We start from the raw sequence: 22,181 nt of genomic DNA, 5'->3' as shown, positions 1-22,181 counted from the left end.
TCGCCGGCGTGGGCGCCGGTTCAGGCGAGCACGCCTCCGCGGCGTGCGGGATGTACGGGCTGCAGCACCAGCAGCCCGTACACCACCGACAACAACCCCCGGCAACGACGGAGAAGGCAGCCAGGTAGAGGTAGCCGCGGCCCGCCACCCCCTCGCCCGGGGCCCGTTGACATCCCCCCCTTCAAGGAATAGGACAAAAAGTGCAAAACACTCAAAGGTGTTCGTCCGGATCCCGGTGGCTCCCAGGCGACGGACACCCGACTCCTTGACTGCACGTCGCAGGAAGGAGGTGAAGACATGGACGACACCGAACAGGCACCTCAGGAACCCGAGGCCACCCCGACCGAAGCCGAGCAGCCGACGGCCGAGGCCACCCCGACCGAAGCCGAAGCACCCGCAGCCGACGAGACCCCGGAACCCGAGGCCACCCCGACCGAAGGCGAACAACCCGCAGCCGAAACGGGAACGGAGGAGGCGGAGGCGCCGACGGCTGAGGGTGAGGAGCCGTCCGAGGGTGAGTAAAGTGATCCTGCCCTTGTGAGGCGTTCACCATCACGAACATCGACGGATGGTGCCCTTTCCATGCGGCTGGAGGAGCGTGCGTCAGCGGCGTTTTTCTCCAGCCGCGCTCTCTTCGTTCGCTTGGCCGCCCGCGTTCAGGGACCGGGGTTGCGGCCGGCCCGCCGGTTTTGGGCGGCAGGATGGCGGCATGCGGAGGTGCCCGCGGAGCCGGCCACACCGCTCGAGGCGGAGAACGCGGCCCTGCGCAAAGAAGGTCCGTGAGCTGGAAGAGGAACGCGAGATCCGGCGCAAGGCGGCCAAGTACGGCCTTCCGCAACGTCCACCCCGCCAGCGCCCCGGAGCATCTTCCGGCCGACGGCGCCATCGCCGTCCTGGCTGCCCGAGCACGCCCCGGCCAACACCGGCAGCTACCCGCTGCTACTGGGACGCTGACCCAGCCTCCCGCCGCCGGTGCCTCGGCATCCCCGTCGCCGGTGATGATCCGGCCTCTCCGCCAGGCCCCGCGGGCCGCTGGGACAGGCGGTGGCGGGCCCTAGCGGGTCCAGTCCTTGTCCATGTCGAGTCCGCCCTCGCGGCGCTGGGTGAAGGAGAACCAGTTGCCGGAGTCGTCGCGGAAGAGCGCCTCCGTGCCATAGGGACGCTCCTGCGGCTCCTGGAGGAACTCCACCCCGCGGTCCTTGAGCCTCTTGTAGTCGCCGTGGATGTCGTCGGTGGTCAACACGCCTGCGCCGAGCGCCCCCTTGGCCACCAACTTCTTGATCATCTCGGCGGACTCGGGGTCCATCGCCGGCCCGCCCGGGACCATCAGCGTGAGTTCGACCTCTGGCTGGCTCGGAGAACCGACCGTGAGCCAGCGCATGCCGCCCTCGCCCATCGTCATGTCCGCCCGGACCTGAAGGCCCAGCTTCTCGGTGTAGAACTCCTTGGCCCGGTCCTGGTCGAGAACCCAGACGGTCGAGATGGCGAGTCCCTTGATCATGGTGTGCTCCTGTTCGTGACGGGTGGTGCGCTGTCCTGCACCGTAGACCGCGCGGCCGTCACCCCGCTTCTCCAAAATTGCGGTTTCCCGCGGCCGGCCCGCGCCGTCCGGGGCCGGGCCGGAAGCCGCCGGCCCACAGCATGGCGTAGCACCCGGGGATGAGCGCAGCCCCGCGTCCGACGTTCTTCGCGCGGTACTCACTCGGCGTGAGGCCCGTCCACGCCTTGAAGCGCGCCGAAAACGTGCCCACGCTGGTGAAGCCGACGAGGTGGCAGATCTCCGTCACGGACAGGTTGGCGGTGCGCAGCAAGTCCTCGGCGCGCTCGATGCGGCGGTGCGTCAGATACTGGCCTGGCGTCTCTCCGTACTCCTCCTTGAAGGCCCTTACGAAGTGGTAGCGGGAGTACCCGGCATGCGTCGCGACCGCGTCCAGGTCGAGCCCCGGCTCGGCCCAGTCCCGGTCCATGGCGTCCTTGGCCAGCCGCAACTGCCGCATCTTGTCCATGCGCCCGATGGTGACACGGGGGTCTGACAGCGTCCGGGCCAAGCCGGGGATATCGCCTGCCCCGGGGCGGCGCTGTCGCATCGTGACTGTGGTCGGGTCGTCCTGGTCGGTGGTGTGGTCGGGGTTGTCGGCTGGTCTGAGCGGTATGCGTGGCGCCGGGCAGGACGGCGCCGCATCATGCGGAGGGGAGCAGGCCGGCGATGACGGACGTGGACGCGGGCGGCGGCGACCGGCTGGCGCCGGCCGTGCTGGCCCAGTACCGGATGGCGACCACCGAGCAGATGCACCTTATCCTCAACTCCCCAGGTGCGGATCGAGCAGACCCGGCGCCGGCTGGCCAAGCTGCGCACCGAGGGGCTGGTCGACCGGACCACCCTGCCCCAGAGGGGGCGGCTGCGGGTGTGGTTCCCCACCCCGTACGGCGTGCAGATCGCCTGCGAGTGGCCGGAGCCGCGGGGACGGCGGCCGCCGAGGACGGTGTCGGACCGGACCGCGGTGCGGCTGCGGGCCGGGCACGCGCTGACGGTCACCGAGACCGCACTCGCCTTCCTCCAGGACGCGCGCAACCGCGGCGAGGTCTGCCGGCCGCTGGACTGGATCCCCGAGGTCCACCACCCCCTCGGGGGCGGCGAGGCCATCATCCCCGACGCCCTGCTCTTCTACCGGCGCGGCCGTGAGGGCGGCGAGGGGGCGATGCTGCGGGCGTTCGTCGAGGTCGACCGGGCCACCATGGGCCCGAAGCGGCTGGCCGCCAAGCTCACCGCCTACGCCCGCCTCCACCGCTACATGCCTGCACCCGCACCGGCCACACGGCGCCGGCTCGCCGGGCAGGAACCGTGGCCGGAGGAGTGGAGGCGGCACTACCCGCTCTTCCCACGGCTGCTGTTCGTCCTGGACGGCACCGGCCCCACCGGCATCACCGCCCTGCGCGCGGCCGCCGTCAACCCGGCGCCGGCCGGCTTCCTGCGCGACGTGCCCGTGCTGGTGGCGCCGCTGGCCGACCTGCTGCAAGGCGGCCCCTCCGAACCCGTGTGGCGCCCGGTCCGGGATCCCGGCAGCACCGTCAGCTGGAGCCACTCCCAGAGCCTGGAGACACCCCGCGCAGCCCCTGCCCACCACGGCGAAGCCGCTGCCCACCACCCCGACCACAGCAAGTCACAGCGATGCGCGGCCAGTTGAGCCCTGACAATGCCGGTCAGCGGCCCAGACGGCAGGTGTTCCAGCCCCGGCCGCCACGTATCAGCGCGCCGGACCGCTCCAGGTTGGCCAGGTGACAGGCGACCGACGCGGTGCCGCGCAGCCCGACGGCGTGGGCGAGCTGCCGCACCGACGGGCCCTCGCCCCGCTCCTCGATCCACCGCCGGATACGACGGAGAATCTCCTTTTCCCGCTCGGTCAGGTGCTCCGGGCGCCGGTTCACCCCTGCCCCTGCCAGGCGCGGACCTGGTGGCGCAGCTCGGCCCGCGCGGCCGGCATCCGGCCCGGCCCGCTCCAGTACGGGTGCCACCACAGCCGGACGGACAGCCACTGCCGGGACTGCCGAGCGCGCCGCAGTCGGCCCGGCCATGACCCCGACTCCGAGTGGTCACGGGGGTGGCTTTATCGACGACTCACGACAGCAGTTGTTCATGACTGCGGGAGGCACCTGCCGCGCCCGGATGTCGGTGTCGACGAGAACGGGAGGCACTCGCCGGCGCCCGGCAACGGCGCGGCCGCGGCTGCCACCTACGCCCGTAGCCAGCGCCTTTGCCCCGGGCTCCGGACGGGAGGCAGACGGCTCGCCCTCGGTCACCACCGCGCTGCTGCCCGAAGTCGTGAACATCCGGCGCGGGCACTGCCTCCCGAACTGCTGTCGAAACGCTGCTCTGCGACGTGAACAGAGCCACACGGGTCTGGCTGGCGCGGCGGGCGCCCTGCTGCTGGTCAGCCCAGAATCGGCCGACGTGCTCAGCGCCGTCGCCGGGTGCGCACCGCGAACGGGACCGTCCCGTGGCTTCGTAGGTGGGAACTGACCACGGTGACGATCCCCGGATGTTTCACTCTTCGTGATCGGGGCGGGCCGTCGTGGTGCTCTGGTGGGTTTCCTCCAGAGAGGGCGCTGGCGGTGGGGGGAACAAGAAGTTCTCGAAGGCGTCCAGCCCGAACAGCATGAGCAGGAGCAGCACCGGCAGGAGCAGAGCCATCACGACCATGACGCCTCCCGATGAAGCAGTGATCACGGGAACGCGGCGGACAGAAACTCCTGCTCCAGGCTGGGCCGAATGGGGGAACACCGCACGCTCGGCGCGAAAGCGTGTAGGCCGTTCGGGTGATGTTCCGCGGCTGAGAGCCCTTGCGCGTTCGTTGGGCCGTGCGTGGATGCTCACGGTGGTGTCGCAAAGCCCTGTGCGGCCTTGCTGGAGGCTGGCCGGCTTCCGTCCGAGTCCGGTGATCACAGCGGTGTCGTCGTCTGCGGGCGCGGGAGAAGGTGCCTGGCGTCGTGGAACGGGCGGGTGGTGATGGTCGGCATCGCGGTGACCACTGTGATCCTCGCGGTGGTGTCCGTCGTGGTGCGTGACCTTCCCCGGTGAGCGTCTATGAGCTGTTCGGACAACCGGTGGTGCGGTGCTGGCGCGCCGCGGTCGGCCGGCAGCCGGACGGGCGGCAGGATGATCACACGGACGGGCGGGCCGGTGGACCCGGCTCCCCGACGGTGCCTGCGCATCCCGCGGGTCCTGCGCAGCCTGCGGGACCGCCCGGCCGGCCGCACCGGTCCCCCGGCGGTGCGGCCACGCGGTGCCCGTGCGCCGCGTGCGCGGAAGGGGACCGGTGGACCTTGATCTGCTCGCCGGCCAGGCGCACCCTCACGGCGCCGAAGTCCACCTCCGGTCACGGTCTCCACAGTAGGAGGGGAGGTGCAGGCTGACACCGGCGGCGGAGAGCATGGCGATGGTCTTCGTTCCGTCTTGCGTCTGCTGTCACCGGCCGCCGACGGGTGAGCCCGCGCCGCGCGAACCGCAAGAAGTCGAAGAATGTCGGCAAGTCCCGAGTGTGCGCGGCCTGCGTGGCTCTTGGAGAAGACGCCATCCGCACCGAAAGCACCGGTTCAAGGTGGCGTCGTACCCCCAGCGCCCGGGCAGGGACGTTGAAGACCAAGCTGAACGACCGGTTCATATCTGCTGTGGCAGGGCTTGTGCGAGGGCGGTGTCGAGGAGTCGGCGCAGGTGGTCCGGTGTGGGGGCGACAGCGGTGGCAAGCAGGGCGGGGGCGTCAGCGAGCGGAGTCAGGATGGCGTGTCCTGTCTCGGGGTCGTCGCCGATGATCTGCGGCGTGTATTGGGCGTCCAGGTGGGGGCTGATGTAGAGGAGTTGTCCGGTTGCGCGGTGGCTGCCGAGGACGGCGGGGCTGTTCCATGCGGGTACCGGGTCGCCGTAGGCGGTGTGCTGGTCGAGGATCGGCCTTCCGTTGTGTCGTACGGTCAGGCGGGTGGTGAGGTGGCCCGGAGGCTGCGCGGTGCGGCCCAGGAGCTGTTCCTCTCGCAGGAGCAGGGTCGAGGTGGGGGTGAGGTCCACGGTGAATGTCTGGTGCAGGGTGCTGCCGTGCGTGCTGATCAGCGGTTGGGGCAGCCAGTGCAGGGTTGCGTGCTCGCCGACGGTGAGCCGTACGTCGTAGGTGGCGGCATCGGTGGTGGGGCCGCGGAGGGCGACGGTGGCGGCGGCCGTGGTCACCTCCAGTCGGGCGTGTGCCTCGGCGGTGATGTCGAGGGTCAGCCGGTCTCCGCCCAGGGGTGCGCTCATCGCGCCGAGCACGCAGACGCGTGCCTGCTCTCCGCGGGTTCGCAGCCGCCGCAGGTGGAAGGGTCCGTCGTTGTGCAGGAGCGGGACGGTGGTGGCGCGGCCGTTGTGAGTGGCACGGATGCGGGCGGTGGCGTGGACCGCGGTGGTTCGGGGTGCGCGGGCGGAGGTGGGGGCCGTGTCCGGGTGGCCGTCGGCTGTCCGTCGTGCCGCTCCGGTTCCCGCTCGCGCTGGTTTTCCGGCAGGTGCCGGAGGAGCGGTGGTCAGCTGTGTGGTGCTGTTCATGCGGCGGCTCCGGCGCGCCAGGTGGTGAGGGACGCTGTGACCCAGTCGGCGACCGGGCGGATGCCGTCGGCGGTGGTGAGGCTGGTGAAGACGTAGGGCAGGTCTTTGCGCTGGTTGCGGGTGTCGGCGGCCATGGTGTCCAGGTCGGCTCCGACGTACGGGGCGAGGTCGGTCTTGTTGACCACGAGGAGGTCGGCGGTGGTGATGCCGGGGCCGCCCTTGCGGGGGATGTCGTCGCCGCTGGCCACGTCGATGACGAAGACCTGGCTGTCGACGAGTCCGCGGGAGAAGGTCGCGGTGAGGTTGTCGCCCCCGGACTCGATGAGGATCAAATCCAGTGGGTGCAGGGCCTGTTCGAGGTGCTCGACGGCTTCGAGGTTGGCGGAGATGTCGTCGCGGATCGCGGTGTGCGGGCAGGCGCCGGTCTCCACAGCGGTGATCCGCTCCGGGGGCAGCACGGCCTCGCGGCGCAGGAAGGCGGCGTCTTCTTGGGTGTAGATGTCGTTGGTGACCACGGCGATGGACACCTGGTCGCGCAGGGTGCGGCACAGGGCGGCGACGGTGGCGGTCTTGCCCGAGCCGACGGGGCCGCCGAAGCCGATGCGCAGGGCGCGGCGGCTGCCGTCGGCGGGCAGCGGGTCGGCGCTGTAGGTGTGGCGGTGCGGCATGGTCTGGGGGTGGTCCAGGTGCACGGAAACGCTCCAGGTCGGTTCGAGGCGGGTCAGGAGGCGAAGAGGCGGACGGTCCAGGCGGCGTGTTGCTCGCCGGTGATGTCCAGCAAGGGGGCGGACACGGCGGGCAGGACGGTGACGCCCTGGTCGGCCACGCGGCCGGCGGCGTCGGCTGCTCGTCGGGCGACCGCGTCGAGGTCGCCGGTGAGCCGCGCCAGGACCGCGGTGGCGTCGAACGGATCGAGGCTGAGCAGCCGCACCGCTGCGGTCGCCGGGCCGCCGACGCTGTCGTAGGCGGCGGCCTGTGCGGCATCGAGGGGGGTGAGGTCGGCGGCGCGGGCCGTGACACCGAGGACGACCGGCTGGTGGGCACCCTGCGGCCGGTGGCGGGCGAGGTGGTCGAGACCGGTGCAGGGCCAGGTGGCGCGGGCGGCGCGCATCATCTGCCGGCCCAGGCGGCGGGCGATGCGACGCAGTGCCGGCGCGGGGGTGCGGATGTCGGCGGCGTCGTCCAGGGCGAGGGCGTCGTATCCGGTGGCGGCCGCGGCGGCCAGGCCGGCCGCGGTCAGTCCGGCGGTGTGCAGCCGCCCGCGGCAGAACGTCTGAAGGCTGGCGGTGTCGTGGACGGCACCGGAGGCGACGGCGGCTTCCATGCCGCCGGAGTGGGCGTGCCCGCCGGCGGGGAAACGGCCGTCGGCCAGGATGAGCAGGGCGGTGCGGCTCATGGGGTCGCTGGTCCGCCTTTCGCGGTGAGACCCGGGGGCCGGACCGCGTCGGCGTGTCCGGCCCCGGGTCGGGCAGGGGTCAGAACAGGAAGTACCGCTGGGCCATGGGCAGCTCGGTGGCGTAGTTCCGGCCGACTTCCTGCCCGTCGACGCTGGTGCGGACGTCGGAGGTGGTGGCGCCGCCGATGGTGACGTCGAAGGTGTCGGGGTCGATGTCGATGTCCGGCACGCCGTTGTTGTGGATCATGTCGGCCTTGGTGACGCCGCGGGTGGAGCGGATCGCGCGCAGCGGCTTCAGCAGCCCCGTCTGCGGCAGACGACCGCCAAGGGCCGCTTCGGAGACGAAGTTGAAGGAGTTCGCCGCCGGGGAGCGGCCCTGGAAGCCCCAGACCGGGCGCGGCAGGTAGGGCTGCGGGGTGGGGATGGAGGCGTTGGCGTCGCCGATCTGGGCGTAGGCGATCTGGCCGCCCTTGATGACCATGTGGGGTTTGACGCCGAAGAACTTCGGCTCCCACAGGACCAGGTCGGCGAGCTTGCCGGTCTCGACGGAGCCGACCTCGTGGTCGATGCCGTGGGTGATGGCGGGGTTGATGGTGTATTTGGCGATGTAGCGGCGGGCCCGGAAGTTGTCCGCCTCGGCGTCGTCCTCGCGCAGGTGGCCGTAGCGGGACTTCATGACGTGCGCGGTCTGCCAGGTCCGCAGGATCATCTCGCCGATGCGGCCCATGGCCTGGGCGTCGGAGGACATCATCGAGATGGCGCCCATGTCGTGCAGCAGGTCCTCGGCGGCCATGGTGGAGGGCCGGATCCGGGAGTCGGCGAACTTCATGTCCGCCTCGACCTCAGGATTGAGGTGGTGGCACACGATCATCATGTCGACGTGTTCCTTGACGGTGTTCACCGTCAGAGGCCGGGTCGGGTTGGTCGAGGCGGGCAGCACGTTCGGCTCGCGCACGAGTTTGATCATGTCCGGGGCGTGGCCGCCGCCGGCGCCCTCGATGTGGAAGATGTGCAGACTGCGGTACTTGGCCTCCTTCGTCTTGCCGCGTTCCATGGTCGCTGCGTAGGTGTGGTGCACGAACCCGGACTCGTTCAGCGAGTCGGCGTGCAACGCGACCTGGACACCGGTCTGCTCACACACGTTCAGGGCCGCGTCGATCACCGCAGGGGTGGCGCCCCAGTCCTCGTGGATCTTGAAGCCGAGCGCGCCGGCCGCGACCTGGTCCAGCAGCGCCTTCTCCGAGACCGTGCTGCCCTTGGCGAGCAGACCGACGTTCACCGGGAAGGCGTCCAGCGCCTCGAACATGCGCTGGATGTGCCACTCACCGGGCGTCACGGTGGTGGCCGTGCTGCCCTCGGCGGGGCCGGTGCCGCCGCCGATCAGCGTGGTCACGCCCGACGCGAGCGCCTCGTGGATCTGGCCGGGGCACAGGAAATGCACGTGGGTGTCGACACCGCCCGCGGTCAGGATCCGCCCCTTGCCGGAGATCACCTCCGTCTCCGGCCCCACGACGAAGTGCAAGGCGCAAGGACCGTCGTGGGGCCCGTGGGGCCGCGGCGACATGGTCTCGGGGTTGTGGGCCTTGCCGATCGCCCGGATCCGGCCGTCGCGCAGCCCGACGTCGGCCTTCACCACACCCCAGTGGTCCAGGATCAGCGCACCGGTGATCACCGTGTCCACCGGCTCGCGGTCGTCGTCGCGTGGGATGTGCGACTGGCCCATGGACTCGCGGATGACCTTGCCGCCGCCGAAGACCATCTCGTCGCCGCTGCGTCCCGGGCCGCCGCACCAGTCCTCCTCGATCCTGAGGACGAGGTTGGTGTCCGCCAGCCGGATACGGTCGCCGGTGGTCGGGCCGTACAGGTCGGCGTAGCGGGAGCGCAGCAGCGGGTCCCAGGGCTTCTCAGTTGTCTCGGGCATCGAGGTGCTTCTCCTCCTCGCTCTTGCCGGCCTGGAGGCCGGCCACGATCCGCTGCCCGGCGATGGGCACCAGCATCACGGTCCGCGCGTCACCGGGCTCGAACCGCTCCGAGGTGCCCGAGGCGATGTGCAGCCGCATCCCGTGCGCGGCCTCGCGGGAGAAGGCCAGTTGCTCGTTGGCCTCGGCGAAGTGGAAGTGGGAGCCGACCTGGATCGGGCGGTCGGCGGGATTGGACACCTCCAGCGGCACCGGCTCGCTGCCCTCGTTGAACGCCACCCGGTGCTCGTCGTCGTCCGGCAGCAGCTCCAGCTTTCCCGGATGAACGTCCACCTCGGCGGCTGCCTCGTCGAACGGGTCGTGGATGGTCACCAGCTTCGTGCCGTCCGGAAACGTCGCCTCGACCTGCACGTTGTCGATCATCTCCGGGACGCCGTCCATCACCTCGCTGCGCTGCAGCACATGCCGGCCGGACTCCATCACCGCATCGACCGTCGCCCCGGCCCTCGCCTCCTCGTAGACGTGCGCCGTCAACAACGCCATCGCCTCGGGATAATTCAGCAGCAAACCGCGCTCACGCCGTCGCCGGGCGACATCAGCCGCCACATGCACCAGCAAGCGCTCCTGCTCATGCGGAGTCAGATGCACACCACTCCTCCTCTCCTGCTCGGTCAGCTCACCTGGACGACAGCACGGAAGAACACCACCTGGCGTACTCCCGACGCCCGCCGCCAACCGATCGTCCAAGAGAAAGCGAGCCGGCCGCGGAGGAATCCGCTCCGATGGCCCTAATGGAATGAACCCGGATCACGAGGCGCACGCAAGGGGCGCACCCACCCCAGACAACCAGCCGACCTTCCAACCCGGCTGCGCCCCCCACACAACGGCGACCTCGGCCCAGCCCCCCAGTCAACCCCCCACCCTTGCCGACCACCGGGCGGAACTCGTGGCGACGTAAGCGCCGGAGCAGGGACCGGCCGACGTGGCTATATACACGAAGATCAACAATCACGCTGCGTACACGACCACAAGAAGTGGACCAGAGCCCTGCCTCATGAACACAGTCAGGGTGCGACATATCGGTCACCACAACCACGCATTGGAGCGCCGCATCCGGGACAGGGCACGCGCATCGCGGCGCGCGGCGGCACTGCCGATCCGATTCCGGCGGGGCCCGGGCCGACGGGACTGTCCGGCGGTGAAGCGGCGTACCCCGGCTGCCTTGAGCCGCTTACGCTGCTCGCGCAGCTCCTTCTTCTGCGCCTCGGTCTTCGGCCTCCGGGGTCGCTTTCAGGCCGGCTGCCAGGGCGGCGGCCTCGATCCTCGGATCGTCCGGCGTCATCATGCGACTCCTCCATCGGGTGTGTTCCTGCCTGGCGCGGGCTGGACGCCGGGCTGCTGGGTGTGGGGCGGTGGCGTGGGTGCCGCCGGGGTGGGTTGCGGCCGGATGCCGTGGGCGACGGCGCGTTCCTTGATGCCGTCCTGGGGGCTTGGCGGCCATAGCCTCGATCGCTCGGCGGGTCTCCTCCACCGTGGCGACGTCGGTCGTCTGCTCCTGCTCCCGGCGGGCCGACCGCTCGGCGCGAGCATCCCTTCGGTCGCGCCTTGAGCGCGGCGGCGGGCCGGCGGGCACGGCACCGGTGTGCGGCAGGGAGCGGGAGCCCAGGCGGCACAAGCGGCGTACCGCGGGGACGCAAGCGGTCAGGGCGCCGGCGGCGAGCCGGGCCCGCTCGTAATGGGACGCCGACCGGGCCCGGGTCGGCGACCGTACCACGGCCTGGTCCTCGATCTCGTGCGGGTACAGGGCACGCAAGTCCGCGGTCATCGCCCGGCCGATGAGACGGATGTAGCCGTCGATAACCGTTGCGCGGAGGCCCGCAGGAGGCATGAGGATGGCCGGCCGTGCGCCGTGCGCCCCTCCGCTGGAGTGAATCCTCACGCAAGTGCGGCCTGCCAAAGCTGGGCGGCCAGTAGCTGTGATGGCGTGATGAAAAACGTGATGCGTGCCGGGGCGGTCTCCGTCCTGGCCCTCCTCCCCCTGTCCGCACCCGCATCAGCCACCGCCGGCGGGGCCGCCCCGGCGCGTGCCGGGATCGACTGTCCCAGCGGGTATGTGTGCATCTACCCGGAGATCAATTTCGGTGGGCAGCCGTGGGTGCGGCGTGCCGTGGACGGCGGTGTGAAGGATCTGCCCGCAGCGATCCGCGACCGCGGCAGTTCCATCCGGAACAACTCCGACCGCACCGCCCGCGTGTACGAGAAGCGGAACTACAGCGGCCGGTGGGTCTGCGTGATGCGCAGCGGCGGCTCCATCCACGACCTGCGCGGCTACAACCTCAACGACCAGACCCGCTCTTTGAAGATCAACCGCAACGACTGCGGATAGCACACCAGCACACGAACAGAAAGGGGGGTGGGTGAGTGGCTCGCGCATCGGGCGCCCCGTCGCGGCCGCGACCCCGAATGGCTCCCGGGTAAGCAGTTATCTGGCGCCAGACACACCGTTAGGGACATCACCGAGGTAAGCCTCAGATGGATGCGCCACCAGCATCCTGCTCGCACCAGGCGGCGCGCCTCCTCTCCCAGAGGAGGCGCGCCGTCCGGCGTGCGCGGCCGCTGTGCGGGCGGGGACTGCGGCGGCCTGACGATGCGACTTACCGCTCGTGCGGGTGACCGCCCCATTGCTTCCCGGGCGTGCCGCCACCGGCGACCGCTACGAAGATCACGCACCATTCGGCTGATCTTTGAGGGGACTTGCCATGCGCCTGGTCCGTGCCGCCGCTGCTGCGGCTGCCGTCACCGCCCTCTTCCTGTCCACATCGGCCCATGCCGCCGTCACCGACTCCACACCGGCCGCGGCACAGCAGCGCGTGCCGGGGCAGACGGTGACTCTGCCGGTACGGGATGCCCTCGCCGGCCTTTCGCTGCGCGAGGAGGACCGGACCGGCTGCGAGCGCACGAAGTTCCGGCACTGGATCGATGCCGACAAGGACGGCTGCAACACCAGGGCCGAAGTCCTCAAGGCCGAAGCCGTCGTCGCCCCCAGCAGGGTGCGAAGTGCACGCTGACCGGGGGCGAGTGGTACTCGCCCTACGACGACCGGTACATCGCGGGGCCGCGGGGGATGGACATCGACCACCTGGTGCCACTGGCCGAGGCGTGGGACTCCGGCGCCTACGCCTGGAGTGCGGCCGAGCGGGAGGCATACGCCAACGACCTCGCAGACGACCGGGCCCTGATCGCGGTGTCGGCCGCGTCGAACCGGTCCAAGGCGGACCAGGATCCCAGTACACGGCTGCCGCCGGCCGTCGGCTACCGCTGCCAGTACGTCACCGACTGGGTGGCGGACAAGACCCGCTGGGGCCTGGGCATCGACGCCGCCGAGCACGCTGCCTTGACGCAGACGCTCGAGCAGTGCCCCGACGTACCCATCACCGTCACTCTGGTCCGGTAGCCCCCGATTGGGTGCGCACCATGGCTCCGGTGAGGGCTCGTCCACGGCAGCAGCCGGGCCCTCACCGTGTGCGCCGTACCCGCAGCCGCGCTCGGGCCGCACACAGCGGCGCGCTCTGCCCATACGATGATCAGCGTGACCGTTCGCCGCACTCTTGGCTCCGGCCCGGAGACGTCCGTACACATCCGTGCCGTCCAGGCCGACCTTCTCGACGCGCTGCCCGGCGTCCATCTCCCCGACCTTGACGAGCTACGGGCCCGTGGAGTGCTCGGAACCCAGCCCACGGCGCCCAGGAGCCCGCGCCGTACCCTCGGGGCCGGCGGCCGCACGGACGACGAGTCGCCCACGCCGTCTCCCTGATATAGGCGTACCGACGCGGCTGAGGATCCGGCAAGGTTTTCCGGTGTCACAGTTATGCCCGGCAACTGCGACGCTGGAGGAAACCAGCCGGGCCTGTCTGGAGGGACGACGGTCCGCCGCCCGGCCGGACTCGGCGCCGTCATTCGATCCTCCCCCGTGCTTGCTGCCGGGGCAGCTCACGTCGCAGCCGGTACATGCGCTCGCGGTGGCGGAGGCAGTCCCGCACCATGTCACGCCGGTGCTCGGACTCCTGCGGCAGAAGTGCGGCCACGCTGGCGATCACCGCGCACAGCACGGAGCACAGGAACGCCCGCCAGGGGGCTCTGACGTAGGCCGAGACGCCGACGGCCGCCCCGCCGCCGATCACACCGGTCGCCGGGAGCGGGAACCGGGGAGTGCGGCGGCGGCCGTGATCGATCCCTCACGGGAAATCGCGCGGCAGGACATAGATGTGAGGCCCTGTGACCGTCTGAGTGGTGCAGGAGTTCGACAGATGCATCACTGAGGTTCGCAGGAGGAATCGGATGGAGACCAGGCGCGGATGGAAGCGGCTCGCCACGATGGGCGCCGCGGCCGTGGTGCTGGCGGGCGGCGCCGGGGCGGCTGTGGCCGTGGAGCGGACGGCCGGGCATGCTGCCCGGGTGCCGGCGGCGGTGGATGCGGTGGCACCGGCGAAGGCCCCGGGCCGTGCGACGACGGCGCCGGGGTCGCGGATTGTGCGGCCGTACCAGCCGGTGGGTATCGGGCAGGGCGCCGTCATGGCCCTGCTGCCTGAGGGACGGCAGAACTACGTCGTGGCCTGGACGGACGTTCGTGAAGCGGTCGAGCAGGCCCGGGGGATGGTGGGCGATGACATCCGGCCCGAGAGCCTCAGCGGCGGCATCGCCGTCGACGGGGCCGACGTGCTGTACACCGGCGCGTGGCGCACGAGCACCCCGCCCGCCCGGATCACCGTCCGCACGGCTGACGGCACCGAACGGGACGCGGGCGTGCTGAGCCTGCCCGGCAGGCCGGGCTGGGGAACCTACTACCTCGACGCCGCCGGCGCCGGGACCCCGCGGGGAGCTGTCACGATCACCGCATACGGCCCCGACGGCGCGGTGCTGGCGACCCTGGCGTACGAATTGCCCCCGGCCGGACGCTGACCGCAACCGCAGCCCCCGTGGCCGGAGCCTTCCGTACTGCCCCGGTGCACGCCCGCACCGGGGCAGTACGGCGGACGGGGACCGGACACGGCAAACAGAGGACCCGAGTGAAGACCGACGCGGAAGCGGAGTTCAGGGCGTTCGTGGTCAGCCGCTGGCCCCGGATGCTCAGGACCGCTCACCTGCTCACCGGACACCACCACGACGCGGAGGACCTGGTGCAGACAGCCCTGACGAAGGCGTATGCCCGATGGGAGCGGGTGAGGCGCAGCGACGACCCCGACGCCTACGTCTGGCGCATCATGATCAACACCAACCGGGACCGGCTACGCGTGCCACGGGCCCGGGAGTGGCTGACCAACCGCTTCCCCGAGACAGCCGCCCCGGAAGGGACCGACTCGATCACCGAGCGCTCCGCGCTCATGGCGGCCCTGGCCCGACTGCCACAGCGACAGCGGGCGGTCGTCGTCCTGCGCTACCTGGAGGACCGCAGTGAGAGCGAGGTCGCCGCGCTCCTGGGAACCCGGGTGGGCACGGTGCGCAGCCACGCCGCCCGTGCCCTGCGCAAGCTCCGCGCCGAGCCGGCCGTGACCGGATGCGACCGCGGCCTCGTCCCTCCCAAGCGGAGCGAGGCTGCGCGGGAGGAGGTCCGGAAGTGAACGAGGACGACATGCGGCTCGCCCGGGCGCTCCACCGCGCGGCCGACGCCTTCCCGGCAAGCCCGGCCCCCGTCGACGAAGTGGTGCGCCGGGGCCGGGTTTTGAGCCGTCGCCGCCGCACCCTGGCGGGCGGCGCCGTGGCCGCCGCGCTGCTGGCGGCCACGACCCTCGGGGCGCTCGCCGGGAAAGGCACGGACGACGGTCCCGCACCGGCACCACCCGCCACCGCCGTGCCCGAGCCGCAACCGACCAGCTCCCCACCGCAGCGGGGTGCACAGACGGTGCGGCCCTACGAACAGGTCCCGATCGGGCACGGCCTGCGCATGGCGCTGCTGCCGGAGGGACGGCAGAACTACGTCGTCGGCCGGGGCGACCTGACCCAGTCCATCGAGCTCGCCCGGGTCCACGCGGGCGGCGACAGCCTGCAGACCGGCGGCATCAGCGCCGGCACGACCACGGTGGCGCAGGGAGTGGTGAGCACGGGCGCCTTCCGCACCCCCACCGCACCCGCCCGGGTGGTGGTGCAGGTCGATAATGGCACGCCTCACGAGGCCCAGCTGCTCGCCCTGCCGGGCGACCCGGACTGGGGCACCTACCACGCGTTCCTCGGCGGCGGCGTGCCCCAGGACGCCACGATCACCGTCACGGCGCTTGCGCCGGACGGACACGTCCTGGCCCGGCTGCGCACCGAAACACCACGCTGAGACCGTGAGCCGGGGCCCGGGGAGTACCCGAGCAGGGACCACCGCTGCGGCGTTCGGTTTCCTGAACGCCTCGGTGCCCCGGTCGGCGGCCCCGGCGGAACGGGTGGTACGCCCCGAGGGGGTCCTCGCCGGTCTCCCCGCGCCGGCGCCGGTCGGCCCGGTACGCGGTCCAGGCGAGGTCCCCCTGCACCGTGGAGCGCCGGGGTGTCTGGGTGCGGTCGCAGAACCCGGCATGCTCCAGGTCGCCGCACTGGGCTCCGAGCCCACCGCCGTGCCTCTCGAGGTCCGCGAGGACTACGAATGGGAGCCCGGACACGCACCCGGAGCGATCCCCATCCCCGCGGCCGGCGTGCCCGCCCGCATCGACGAGCTTGACCCACCAGCCTGAACGGGGGACACGGCGTGTGCGGAGCCGGAATGAGTGGAAATGTTCTCGCGGACCAATCACGCCTGCTGAGAGGTGTTGTTCATGCGTCGCATCGCTGCCGTCATCCTGGGGGCCGCCGCATTCGTCGGGTTCGTGGCGTCACCGGCAAACGCCGTCGTCGACCCGCTGGCCACGGTCACCTGCCTGGCATCGGCCGCCCCCGCCGATCTTTCCAGTCCTGCCGAACTCCCCGGAGACGCCGTCGGCTGCCTGCAGCCATAGCTGCAGCGACGCCGGCCGGCTCGGGCGCCCGGCATCGCGTAGGGGTTCGGGGAGTATCCGAGCAGGGATCACCGCTACGGCGTTCGGTTTCCTGCGTGCCTGTTCCTGATTCCTCCCGGAGCATGGTGGGTGAGCCGTAGCCTCGTGGGGGTGGCCGGAGTCGGCGGTCGACGGATCTGCCAGGCCGTTGGTGGCCGACTGAAGCCGGACGCTCGGCCGGGTGCCGCGTACGTGCTCAGCAGCATGTCGGGGCAGTTGTTGGACCGCCCGCAGCGCGCCGGGCGGGATCCCTCGTTCGGCGGTGAGCGGTGGCCGCCCCCCGTTGGGGCGTGCAGCATGGCAACTGCAGGGGCGTCCGCGGAAGAGGCACGGGCGACCGCAGTGGCACGACGGTTGGGAGGAGCAGGAACACGATGAGCGGCTCCGGCACCGGAGCAAGCTGCCCGTACGCCTGGGTGGCCCTGCTGGGCCACCGGCCGGCACTCCCGGCTGGACCTGGGGACCCGCTTCGAAACCGTGCTCGGTCTCGGGGAACATCGGTACAGCAGTTAACGCTAAGGCGATGATCTTGGTCAGGGCGGGGCTCCGAGGCCGGTGACGCTCGCAACTGTTCGTTTGTGAGAGTTACCCACCGCCACGGCGGTCTCGCTCGGCAACATGTCCCTTCGCGCTGGCTTCGCGAAGGGATCGGCGTGCAGTTGGTTGCCGACATGTACCTTCCGCAGCACCAGGCGCTGACTGGGCGTCGCCCTACCAGCCGCGCCCACGATCGAACGAATACCACAAAGCGACAGCGGGCTCCGGCTTGGATTGGATCCATGCCGTCCCACCGACGTCAAGGACACTGCGAGATGGCCCACCTTCCACCGATCGGCGCGGAGATCCCCCTCTCCCAGCTCGCTACCAACACCCCGTTCGAGTACCAGGGCAAGACCCACACGCTTGACTTCAGGGGCGGCCTCAAGTACCGCGTCGACGTGAACCCCAACGACCCGATCAACAGCGTCCGCCTGCAGATCGTCGGGCACAGAGTGTCCGCGCAGATGGACGGCGAGGGAAGCATCACCATCGAGCAGAACGACGTCGACGTCGATGCGAAAAGCCTCCTGAAGCAGGTCCAGCAGTTCCCGCCCAAGTACGAGCAGATCTTCGTCCTGCCCTTCACGGCGACCATCCAGGCCGATGGCGGCGAACCGGTGGTCCTCACCACCAAGGAGCCGGCGCTCCTCAAGGGGACCCTGACCAACTACCTGCCCCGCGGCGACCTCCACGTGCTGGAGAAGCCCGTCGACCTCGTCGCACCGGACGCCCCCCACAGGGTGCTCGCCCGGATCCCCAAGTTCCCCGTCAAGATGGGCGCACCCTAGCCCCACCAGCCCTGCCGGTCCGCGGCCCGTCGCATCTGTTCGCGCGAGGGGCCGCACCTCCAAGCCCGCACCCGGCGCGCCCATCACATCATCACCAACGCCGGAACTCAGAGGTGTCAGCGTGGCTTGGAGCCCCGGTACTCCTCGGACTCGTCGCCGGGTTCGGTGTGATCACTGGCTTAGCGTTAACCGCTGTACCGATGTTCCTACCGACGTCAATTGCATCGGATGCGAATATGCGACACTCGCCCTGGATGCTGGCTGGACACTGCACAGATGCGGTCCCAGCAGGGCCGTTGGCCTCGGAGCCACGGTAGCGGTCTTGTCGGCGGCCATCTGCGCGTCTCACTCCATCGAGCGATTGAACTGCGAAGACGCCCCCGAGTCGCATCTGATGCGAAATTCTCGCGTCAGATGCGATAGACGGAGAGTGATCGTGGATGGGTGGGGACGGACTCGCGCCGGGGTCTGCTGGGCTGCACCTGGTGGACGGTCTGCCGCTGCTGCGGCCGGACGAGCAGGTCTTCGAGGCGATGATCAAAGGCTGGCGCAACCAGCAGCTCGCCCGGAACCTGTCGCCGGGATACGTCGATGACCAGGAACGCACGGTCCGGGCCTTCACCCGGCACGCCGACGCGATGCCGTGGCAGTGGACGCCGCAGCACGTCGACGAGTGGTCGGCCGATCTGCGGGCCGTGCACGGCTGTGTCCGCTCCACCCTGCGCAACTACCAGGGCTCCGTACGCCAGTTCTGCGACTTCCTGACCAACCCGGCCTACGGCTGGAGCGACGAGTGCCTGCGGCACTTCGATACCCACCCGGTGCAGGTGGTCTACGACTGGAACGCCGCGACGCACGCCGACGAGGCCGAGGGCGAGCCGGAACGCCGAGCCTTCACCCGTCCCGAGCTGGAGGCGTTCTTCGACCACGCGGACGAGGAGGTCCTGCGCGTTCGCGACAAGGGCCGCAAGGGCTGGCTGCCGGCCTTCCGGGACGCCACCTTGTTCAAGGTCGCATACGCCTACGGCCTGCGCCGCAACGAGACCCGGATGCTCGACCTCACCGACTTCGGCCGCAACCCGCAGGGGCGGGAGTTCGGCGAGTACGGCACTCTGCTGGTCCGCTACGGCAAGGCCAAGAAGGGCTCGCCGCCCAAACGCCGCAGCGTGCTGACCGTCTGGACCTGGACGCCCGGCACCGTCGAGGAATGGATCAGCGAGGTGCGGCCCGGGATGCGGCACGCGACCGGCCCGGCCCTCTGGCCGTCCGAGCGCGGCCCGCGGGTCGGGCTGCAGCGCCTGGATTCCCGCTTCGCCGCCTACCGCGACGCCCTCGGCCTAGATGCCGCGCTGGAGTTCCACTCACTGCGCAGGTCCTACATCACCCACCTGATCGAGGACGGCCACGACCCGTTGTTCGTCCAGCAGCAGGTCGGCCACGACCATGCCTCCACCACCGCGATCTACACCTGCGTCTCCTCCGACTTCCGCACCCGTTCCCTGCGGCGCGTCCTGGACGCCACCATCGAGGCCGCTCTGCGGCAGGGAAGGACCTCGTGATGCCACGCCAGATCAGCTACCGGTGGCGCCTGCGCGAGCTGATGGCCGCCCGCGGCATGTTCACCGTCGCCGAGCTCATGCCGCACCTGACCGAGCGGGGCATCACGCTGTCCTCCTCCCAGGTCCACCGTCTGGTCTCCGGCACCCCCGAGCGGCTGTCCCTGCCGGTGCTGGCCACCCTCTGCGACATCCTCGACTGCACGCCCACCGACCTGATCACCACCTCGGCCCAGAACCTCCCGGCCCGCCGCGCCGCCGGCGAAGAAGCTCCGATCAACCTGGCCGCCCGACGACCCACAAGGGTCCGACTGACGCCCGAGGGGTGAGCGGTGACGCCCGAGGAGTACGAGCGGTGGATGATCCGCGACTGCGCACGCTGCGGCCGTCGAGCCTCCAAGTCCGCCGAGTGGTCAGACGGACCGATCTGCCGGACCTGCTACGACCGCGCGATGCGTATCCGCGGCCGCTGCCCCTGTTGCGACACCGACCGGCTGCTGCCCGGACGGCACACCGATGGCACCCCGATCTGCCGCGACTGCGCGGGCATCGCCCGCGACTTCTTCTGTGACCGCTGCGGCTTCGAGGGACTCCTGCTCGGTGGGCGTCTCTGCGAACACTGCACCCTCGCCGACACGCTCGCCCGCCTCCTCGACGACGGCACTGGCCGTATCGCCTCGAACTTCCTGCCGCTGGTCAAGATCCTGCTGGATATGGGCAGGCCCAAGAGCCGCCTGATCTGGCTCCGCAACCCCAACGTCGTCCGTCTCCTGCGGGGCCTGGCCACCGGCAGCATTCCGCTCACCCACGACGGGCTGCACCAGGAAACACCCTGGCGAACCGTTACCCACCTGCGTGACCTGCTGATGGACAGCGGCGTCCTCCCGCGAGTCGACCGGCAGCTCCTGCTCTACCAACGCTGGCTGACCGAACGGCTCGCCACCATCGAGGATCCCGGACACCATCAGCTTCTCCGGCACTTCGCCACCTGGCACCAGATGCGGCGCCTGCGGGCAAAGGCAGAGAAGGCACCCCTGGGACGCTCCCAGACCAACCACACCAAGCAGGAAGTCACTCAGGCCGGCGCCTTCCTCGGATGGCTCGCCGACCGAGGGCGCGCAATCGGGCAGTGCCAGCAGGCCGACATCGACGCCTGGCACACCGAGAGCCTGGCCACCCGCCGTCCGTCCCAGTCATTCCTGCGGTGGTGCATGAAGACCGGCCGGATGCCCCGCCTCACACTGCCGCCCGCGGTCATCACCCAGGACTCGGAACCGCTGCACCAGCACCGTCGGCTCGCGATCCTCCGCCGGGTCCTCAACGACGACTCCTTGCCCCTGCGGGCTCGGGTCGCCGCCGCCCTCGTTCTCCTCTATGCGCAACCCGTCAGCCGCATCGTCCGCCTCACCATCGACGACGTCACCGACGACGAGACGACCGTCACCGTCCGACTGGGAGAGCCGCCGTCCCCGCTGCCGGAGCCCGTTGCCGATCTGATGCGGGCCTACGTCCGGTCCCGACCGCAGATGCCCTGCGCCAGCAGCAGAAGCTCACAGTGGCTCTTCCCCGGCCGTCAGCCCGGACAGCCCATGAACCCGGTCAGTCTCCAGGTCCGCCTCCGAAGGATCGGCGTCCCGCCGCAGCGCGGCAGGACCTCCGCGATCCGTCAGCTCGTTCTCCAGGCCCCGGCCCCCGTCATCGCGAAGGCACTCGGCTATCACGACAAGACCACCACCCGCTTGGTCACCGAGGCCGGTGGAACCTGGAGCCGGTATGCCCCAGCAGCCCCGTCCTTCCGCAGGACCCAGTAGGCAAGAGAGCTAGCTCGTCGGCTCCGCAGCCTGAGCAATGAGATCCTGCGCGAGCCTGACGGCCTCTTCCCCCTTCATCCCGGCGAAGATTGGCGCCGGGATTCCGCCGACCGGAATACGGAGCGGTTCGGCGATCTGGTGGAGGCCCGCCAGCTCGAACCTGACCTGCGGAGCGACCAGCACCACGTCACACTCCCTGATGCGCTCCTTCGCCTCGGCGACGGACACGGCATCCACCACGCCGACCAGTCCATTCGCGGTCATGTACTCCTCCATCTTCCTCACCATCAGGGACGTCGACATCCCTGCAGCGGCGGCCACCAAGATCTTCACAGTTGGACTCCTCAGGTTCGGGCAACGGAATCGGAACTGATCACGCTAAGCCTCGATCCACCGGGTGATGGTTCGTCCAGTGCCTGGACATGAAAGTGGAGATGCACTCTGACCTGGGAAAATAGGAGTTCTCTAGGCTTCTACTCAACCAGTTCGGAGGTGCATCTCCGGGATGCATTCTTCCACGCCGCCACGTGCGGTGTCCGCTGTGTTCGATGACCCGAACCTGGTTGCGCATGCCGGGCTGGTTCCGGTGATGCGGCTGGCCGAACGGTGTGGGCTGTCGGACCTGGTGACGCAGAAGGTGAAGCTGACCGGGACGACGAACGGCGCGGGGGCTGCGGCGGACTCCAAGGTCAGCAGCATCGTGGCCGGCATGGCGGCGGGCGCGGACAGCATCGACGACCTCCGCGTGCTGCGGCACGGGGCGATGCCGACGCTGTTCGGCGGTATTCGCGCCCCGTCCACGCTCGGCATCTTCCTTCGCGCGTTCACCCACGGTCATGCCCTCCAACTCCATGCTGTGCACCGCAGATTCCTGGCCGCGCTGGCCGCGCGCACTCCACTGCTGCCCGGCTCTGGAGAGAAGGCGTTCATCGATGTCGACTCCACCCACAAACGCGTCTACGGCCGGACCAAGCAGGGCGCCGAGTACGGCCGGTTCAAGGGCATCCGCACCCTGCACCCCCTCCTCGCCACGGTCTGCAACCCGCACGCACGGACGGTGATCGCCACGGTGCGGATGCGACGCGGCAAAGCAGAAG

The 22,181-nt window shown here is 70.5% G+C and carries 25 protein-coding genes and 3 pseudogenes; 15 read left to right on the top strand and 13 right to left on the bottom strand.

What is annotated here, in order from left to right:
- The first annotated feature begins 297 nt into the window (after nucleotides 1–297).
- The gene (locus DIZ27_RS31755) at nucleotides 298–522 is read left to right on the top strand and encodes a hypothetical protein (RefSeq protein WP_109381876.1); all 225 of its coding nucleotides are present in this window, start codon (nucleotides 298–300) and stop codon (nucleotides 520–522) included.
- A 532-nt stretch (nucleotides 523–1,054) separates the two neighbouring features.
- Here the strand turns inward: DIZ27_RS31755 and DIZ27_RS31750 are convergent.
- On the bottom strand, nucleotides 1,055–1,501 hold the full coding sequence (locus DIZ27_RS31750) for a VOC family protein (RefSeq protein WP_109381945.1): 447 nt from the start codon (nucleotides 1,499–1,501) through the stop codon (nucleotides 1,055–1,057).
- Nucleotides 1,502–1,559: 58 nt separating this feature from the next.
- Nucleotides 1,560–1,997, bottom strand: a complete 438-nt coding sequence (locus tag DIZ27_RS31745) for a helix-turn-helix transcriptional regulator (RefSeq protein ID WP_258308637.1) — start codon at nucleotides 1,995–1,997, stop codon at nucleotides 1,560–1,562.
- Between the two features lie 315 nt (nucleotides 1,998–2,312).
- Between DIZ27_RS31745 and DIZ27_RS31740 the strand changes: the two genes are divergently transcribed.
- On the top strand, nucleotides 2,313–3,185 hold the full coding sequence (locus DIZ27_RS31740) for a replication-relaxation family protein (RefSeq protein WP_258308628.1): 873 nt from the start codon (nucleotides 2,313–2,315) through the stop codon (nucleotides 3,183–3,185).
- A 16-nt stretch (nucleotides 3,186–3,201) separates the two neighbouring features.
- Here DIZ27_RS31740 and DIZ27_RS31735 read toward each other — a convergent pair whose 3' ends face one another.
- The 9 genes and pseudogenes from DIZ27_RS31735 to DIZ27_RS47610 form a co-directional block, all read right to left on the bottom strand.
- Entirely contained in the window at nucleotides 3,202–3,426 is a 225-nt protein-coding gene (locus DIZ27_RS31735; protein ID WP_109381874.1) for a hypothetical protein, read from the bottom strand.
- A 616-nt stretch (nucleotides 3,427–4,042) separates the two neighbouring features.
- Nucleotides 4,043–4,198 (bottom strand): hypothetical protein, encoded by a 156-nt coding sequence (locus tag DIZ27_RS46010; protein ID WP_181383773.1) that lies wholly within the window; start codon nucleotides 4,196–4,198, stop codon nucleotides 4,043–4,045.
- A gap of 239 nt (nucleotides 4,199–4,437) precedes the next feature.
- Nucleotides 4,438–4,710 (bottom strand): hypothetical protein, encoded by a 273-nt coding sequence (locus DIZ27_RS31730; protein WP_109381873.1) that lies wholly within the window; start codon nucleotides 4,708–4,710, stop codon nucleotides 4,438–4,440.
- 445 nt (nucleotides 4,711–5,155) lie between these two features.
- Entirely contained in the window at nucleotides 5,156–6,064 is a 909-nt protein-coding gene (locus DIZ27_RS31725; RefSeq protein ID WP_181383772.1) for an urease accessory protein UreD, read from the bottom strand.
- A complete protein-coding gene (gene ureG, locus DIZ27_RS31720; RefSeq protein ID WP_181383771.1) occupies nucleotides 6,061–6,756 on the bottom strand; it encodes an urease accessory protein UreG in 696 nt (231 codons plus the stop codon). The genes DIZ27_RS31725 and ureG overlap by 4 nt, the downstream gene beginning before the upstream one ends.
- Nucleotides 6,757–6,785: 29 nt before the next feature.
- Entirely contained in the window at nucleotides 6,786–7,460 is a 675-nt protein-coding gene (locus tag DIZ27_RS31715) for an urease accessory protein UreF (RefSeq protein ID WP_109381872.1), read from the bottom strand.
- A 79-nt stretch (nucleotides 7,461–7,539) separates the two neighbouring features.
- A complete protein-coding gene (locus tag DIZ27_RS31710; protein ID WP_109381871.1) occupies nucleotides 7,540–9,381 on the bottom strand; it encodes an urease subunit alpha in 1,842 nt (613 codons plus the stop codon).
- Entirely contained in the window at nucleotides 9,365–10,027 is a 663-nt protein-coding gene (locus tag DIZ27_RS31705) for an urease subunit gamma (RefSeq protein ID WP_109381870.1), read from the bottom strand. Before DIZ27_RS31705 ends, DIZ27_RS31710 begins: the two co-directional genes overlap by 17 nt.
- Before the next feature lie 435 nt (nucleotides 10,028–10,462).
- A pseudogene (locus tag DIZ27_RS47610) lies at nucleotides 10,463–10,669 on the bottom strand (hypothetical protein); the annotation flags it as partial.
- Nucleotides 10,670–11,366: 697 nt separating this feature from the next.
- Between DIZ27_RS47610 and DIZ27_RS31695 the strand changes: the two are divergent.
- The 3 genes and pseudogenes from DIZ27_RS31695 (at nucleotide 11,367) to DIZ27_RS45275 (ending at nucleotide 13,193) form a co-directional block, all read left to right on the top strand.
- Nucleotides 11,367–11,765, top strand: coding sequence for a peptidase inhibitor family I36 protein (locus tag DIZ27_RS31695; protein ID WP_109381869.1), 399 nt, complete (start codon nucleotides 11,367–11,369; stop codon nucleotides 11,763–11,765).
- 373 nt (nucleotides 11,766–12,138) lie between these two features.
- Nucleotides 12,139–12,833 (top strand): annotated as a pseudogene (locus DIZ27_RS31690) (HNH endonuclease family protein).
- Nucleotides 12,834–12,968: 135 nt separating this feature from the next.
- A complete protein-coding gene (locus DIZ27_RS45275; RefSeq protein ID WP_146229027.1) occupies nucleotides 12,969–13,193 on the top strand; it encodes a hypothetical protein in 225 nt (74 codons plus the stop codon).
- 139 nt (nucleotides 13,194–13,332) lie between these two features.
- Here the strand turns inward: DIZ27_RS45275 and DIZ27_RS31685 are convergent, their stop codons facing one another.
- Entirely contained in the window at nucleotides 13,333–13,560 is a 228-nt protein-coding gene (locus tag DIZ27_RS31685) for a hypothetical protein (RefSeq protein WP_109381868.1), read from the bottom strand.
- Between the two features lie 157 nt (nucleotides 13,561–13,717).
- Here DIZ27_RS31685 and DIZ27_RS31680 point away from each other — a divergent pair, with 157 nt between their 5' ends.
- From DIZ27_RS31680 to DIZ27_RS31645, 9 genes are all read left to right on the top strand, one after another.
- Nucleotides 13,718–14,338 (top strand): hypothetical protein, encoded by a 621-nt coding sequence (locus DIZ27_RS31680; RefSeq protein WP_109381867.1) that lies wholly within the window; start codon nucleotides 13,718–13,720, stop codon nucleotides 14,336–14,338.
- Between the two features lie 107 nt (nucleotides 14,339–14,445).
- Nucleotides 14,446–14,997 (top strand): SigE family RNA polymerase sigma factor, encoded by a 552-nt coding sequence (locus DIZ27_RS31675; protein WP_109381866.1) that lies wholly within the window; start codon nucleotides 14,446–14,448, stop codon nucleotides 14,995–14,997.
- A complete protein-coding gene (locus tag DIZ27_RS31670) occupies nucleotides 14,994–15,701 on the top strand; it encodes a hypothetical protein (RefSeq protein ID WP_109381865.1) in 708 nt (235 codons plus the stop codon). The genes DIZ27_RS31675 and DIZ27_RS31670 overlap by 4 nt, the downstream gene beginning before the upstream one ends.
- A gap of 232 nt (nucleotides 15,702–15,933) precedes the next feature.
- Nucleotides 15,934–16,089, top strand: a complete 156-nt coding sequence (locus DIZ27_RS45270; protein ID WP_219933670.1) for a rhodanese-like domain-containing protein — start codon at nucleotides 15,934–15,936, stop codon at nucleotides 16,087–16,089.
- An 81-nt stretch (nucleotides 16,090–16,170) separates the two neighbouring features.
- Entirely contained in the window at nucleotides 16,171–16,350 is a 180-nt protein-coding gene (locus tag DIZ27_RS31665; RefSeq protein ID WP_109381942.1) for a hypothetical protein, read from the top strand.
- A gap of 851 nt (nucleotides 16,351–17,201) precedes the next feature.
- Complete coding sequence (locus tag DIZ27_RS47605) at nucleotides 17,202–17,717, top strand: hypothetical protein (RefSeq protein ID WP_258308627.1); 516 nt, start codon at nucleotides 17,202–17,204, stop codon at nucleotides 17,715–17,717.
- Between the two features lie 440 nt (nucleotides 17,718–18,157).
- Nucleotides 18,158–19,276 carry a site-specific integrase gene (locus DIZ27_RS31655; protein WP_109381864.1) on the top strand — a complete coding sequence of 373 codons (1,119 nt, stop codon included), beginning with the start codon at nucleotides 18,158–18,160 and terminating at the stop codon, nucleotides 19,274–19,276.
- Entirely contained in the window at nucleotides 19,276–19,602 is a 327-nt protein-coding gene (locus DIZ27_RS31650; protein WP_059212088.1) for a helix-turn-helix transcriptional regulator, read from the top strand. The genes DIZ27_RS31655 and DIZ27_RS31650 overlap by 1 nt, the downstream gene beginning before the upstream one ends.
- A 3-nt stretch (nucleotides 19,603–19,605) precedes the next feature.
- Complete coding sequence (locus tag DIZ27_RS31645) at nucleotides 19,606–21,084, top strand: hypothetical protein (RefSeq protein ID WP_258308626.1); 1,479 nt, start codon at nucleotides 19,606–19,608, stop codon at nucleotides 21,082–21,084.
- Nucleotides 21,085–21,093: 9 nt separating this feature from the next.
- Here DIZ27_RS31645 and DIZ27_RS31640 read toward each other — a convergent pair whose 3' ends face one another.
- Nucleotides 21,094–21,417, bottom strand: coding sequence for a PTS sugar transporter subunit IIB (locus DIZ27_RS31640; RefSeq protein ID WP_109381863.1), 324 nt, complete (start codon nucleotides 21,415–21,417; stop codon nucleotides 21,094–21,096).
- Nucleotides 21,418–21,625: 208 nt separating this feature from the next.
- On the opposite strand from DIZ27_RS31640, the pseudogene DIZ27_RS31635 reads away from it, so the two are divergent.
- Nucleotides 21,626–22,181: pseudogene (locus DIZ27_RS31635) on the top strand (IS1380 family transposase); the annotation flags it as partial.

Origin of the sequence: Streptomyces sp. NWU339, from assembly GCF_003143855.1 — a bacterium.
Taxonomy (GTDB): domain Bacteria; phylum Actinomycetota; class Actinomycetes; order Streptomycetales; family Streptomycetaceae; genus Streptomyces.
This window is presented reverse-complemented; position numbering and strand designations above follow the sequence as displayed.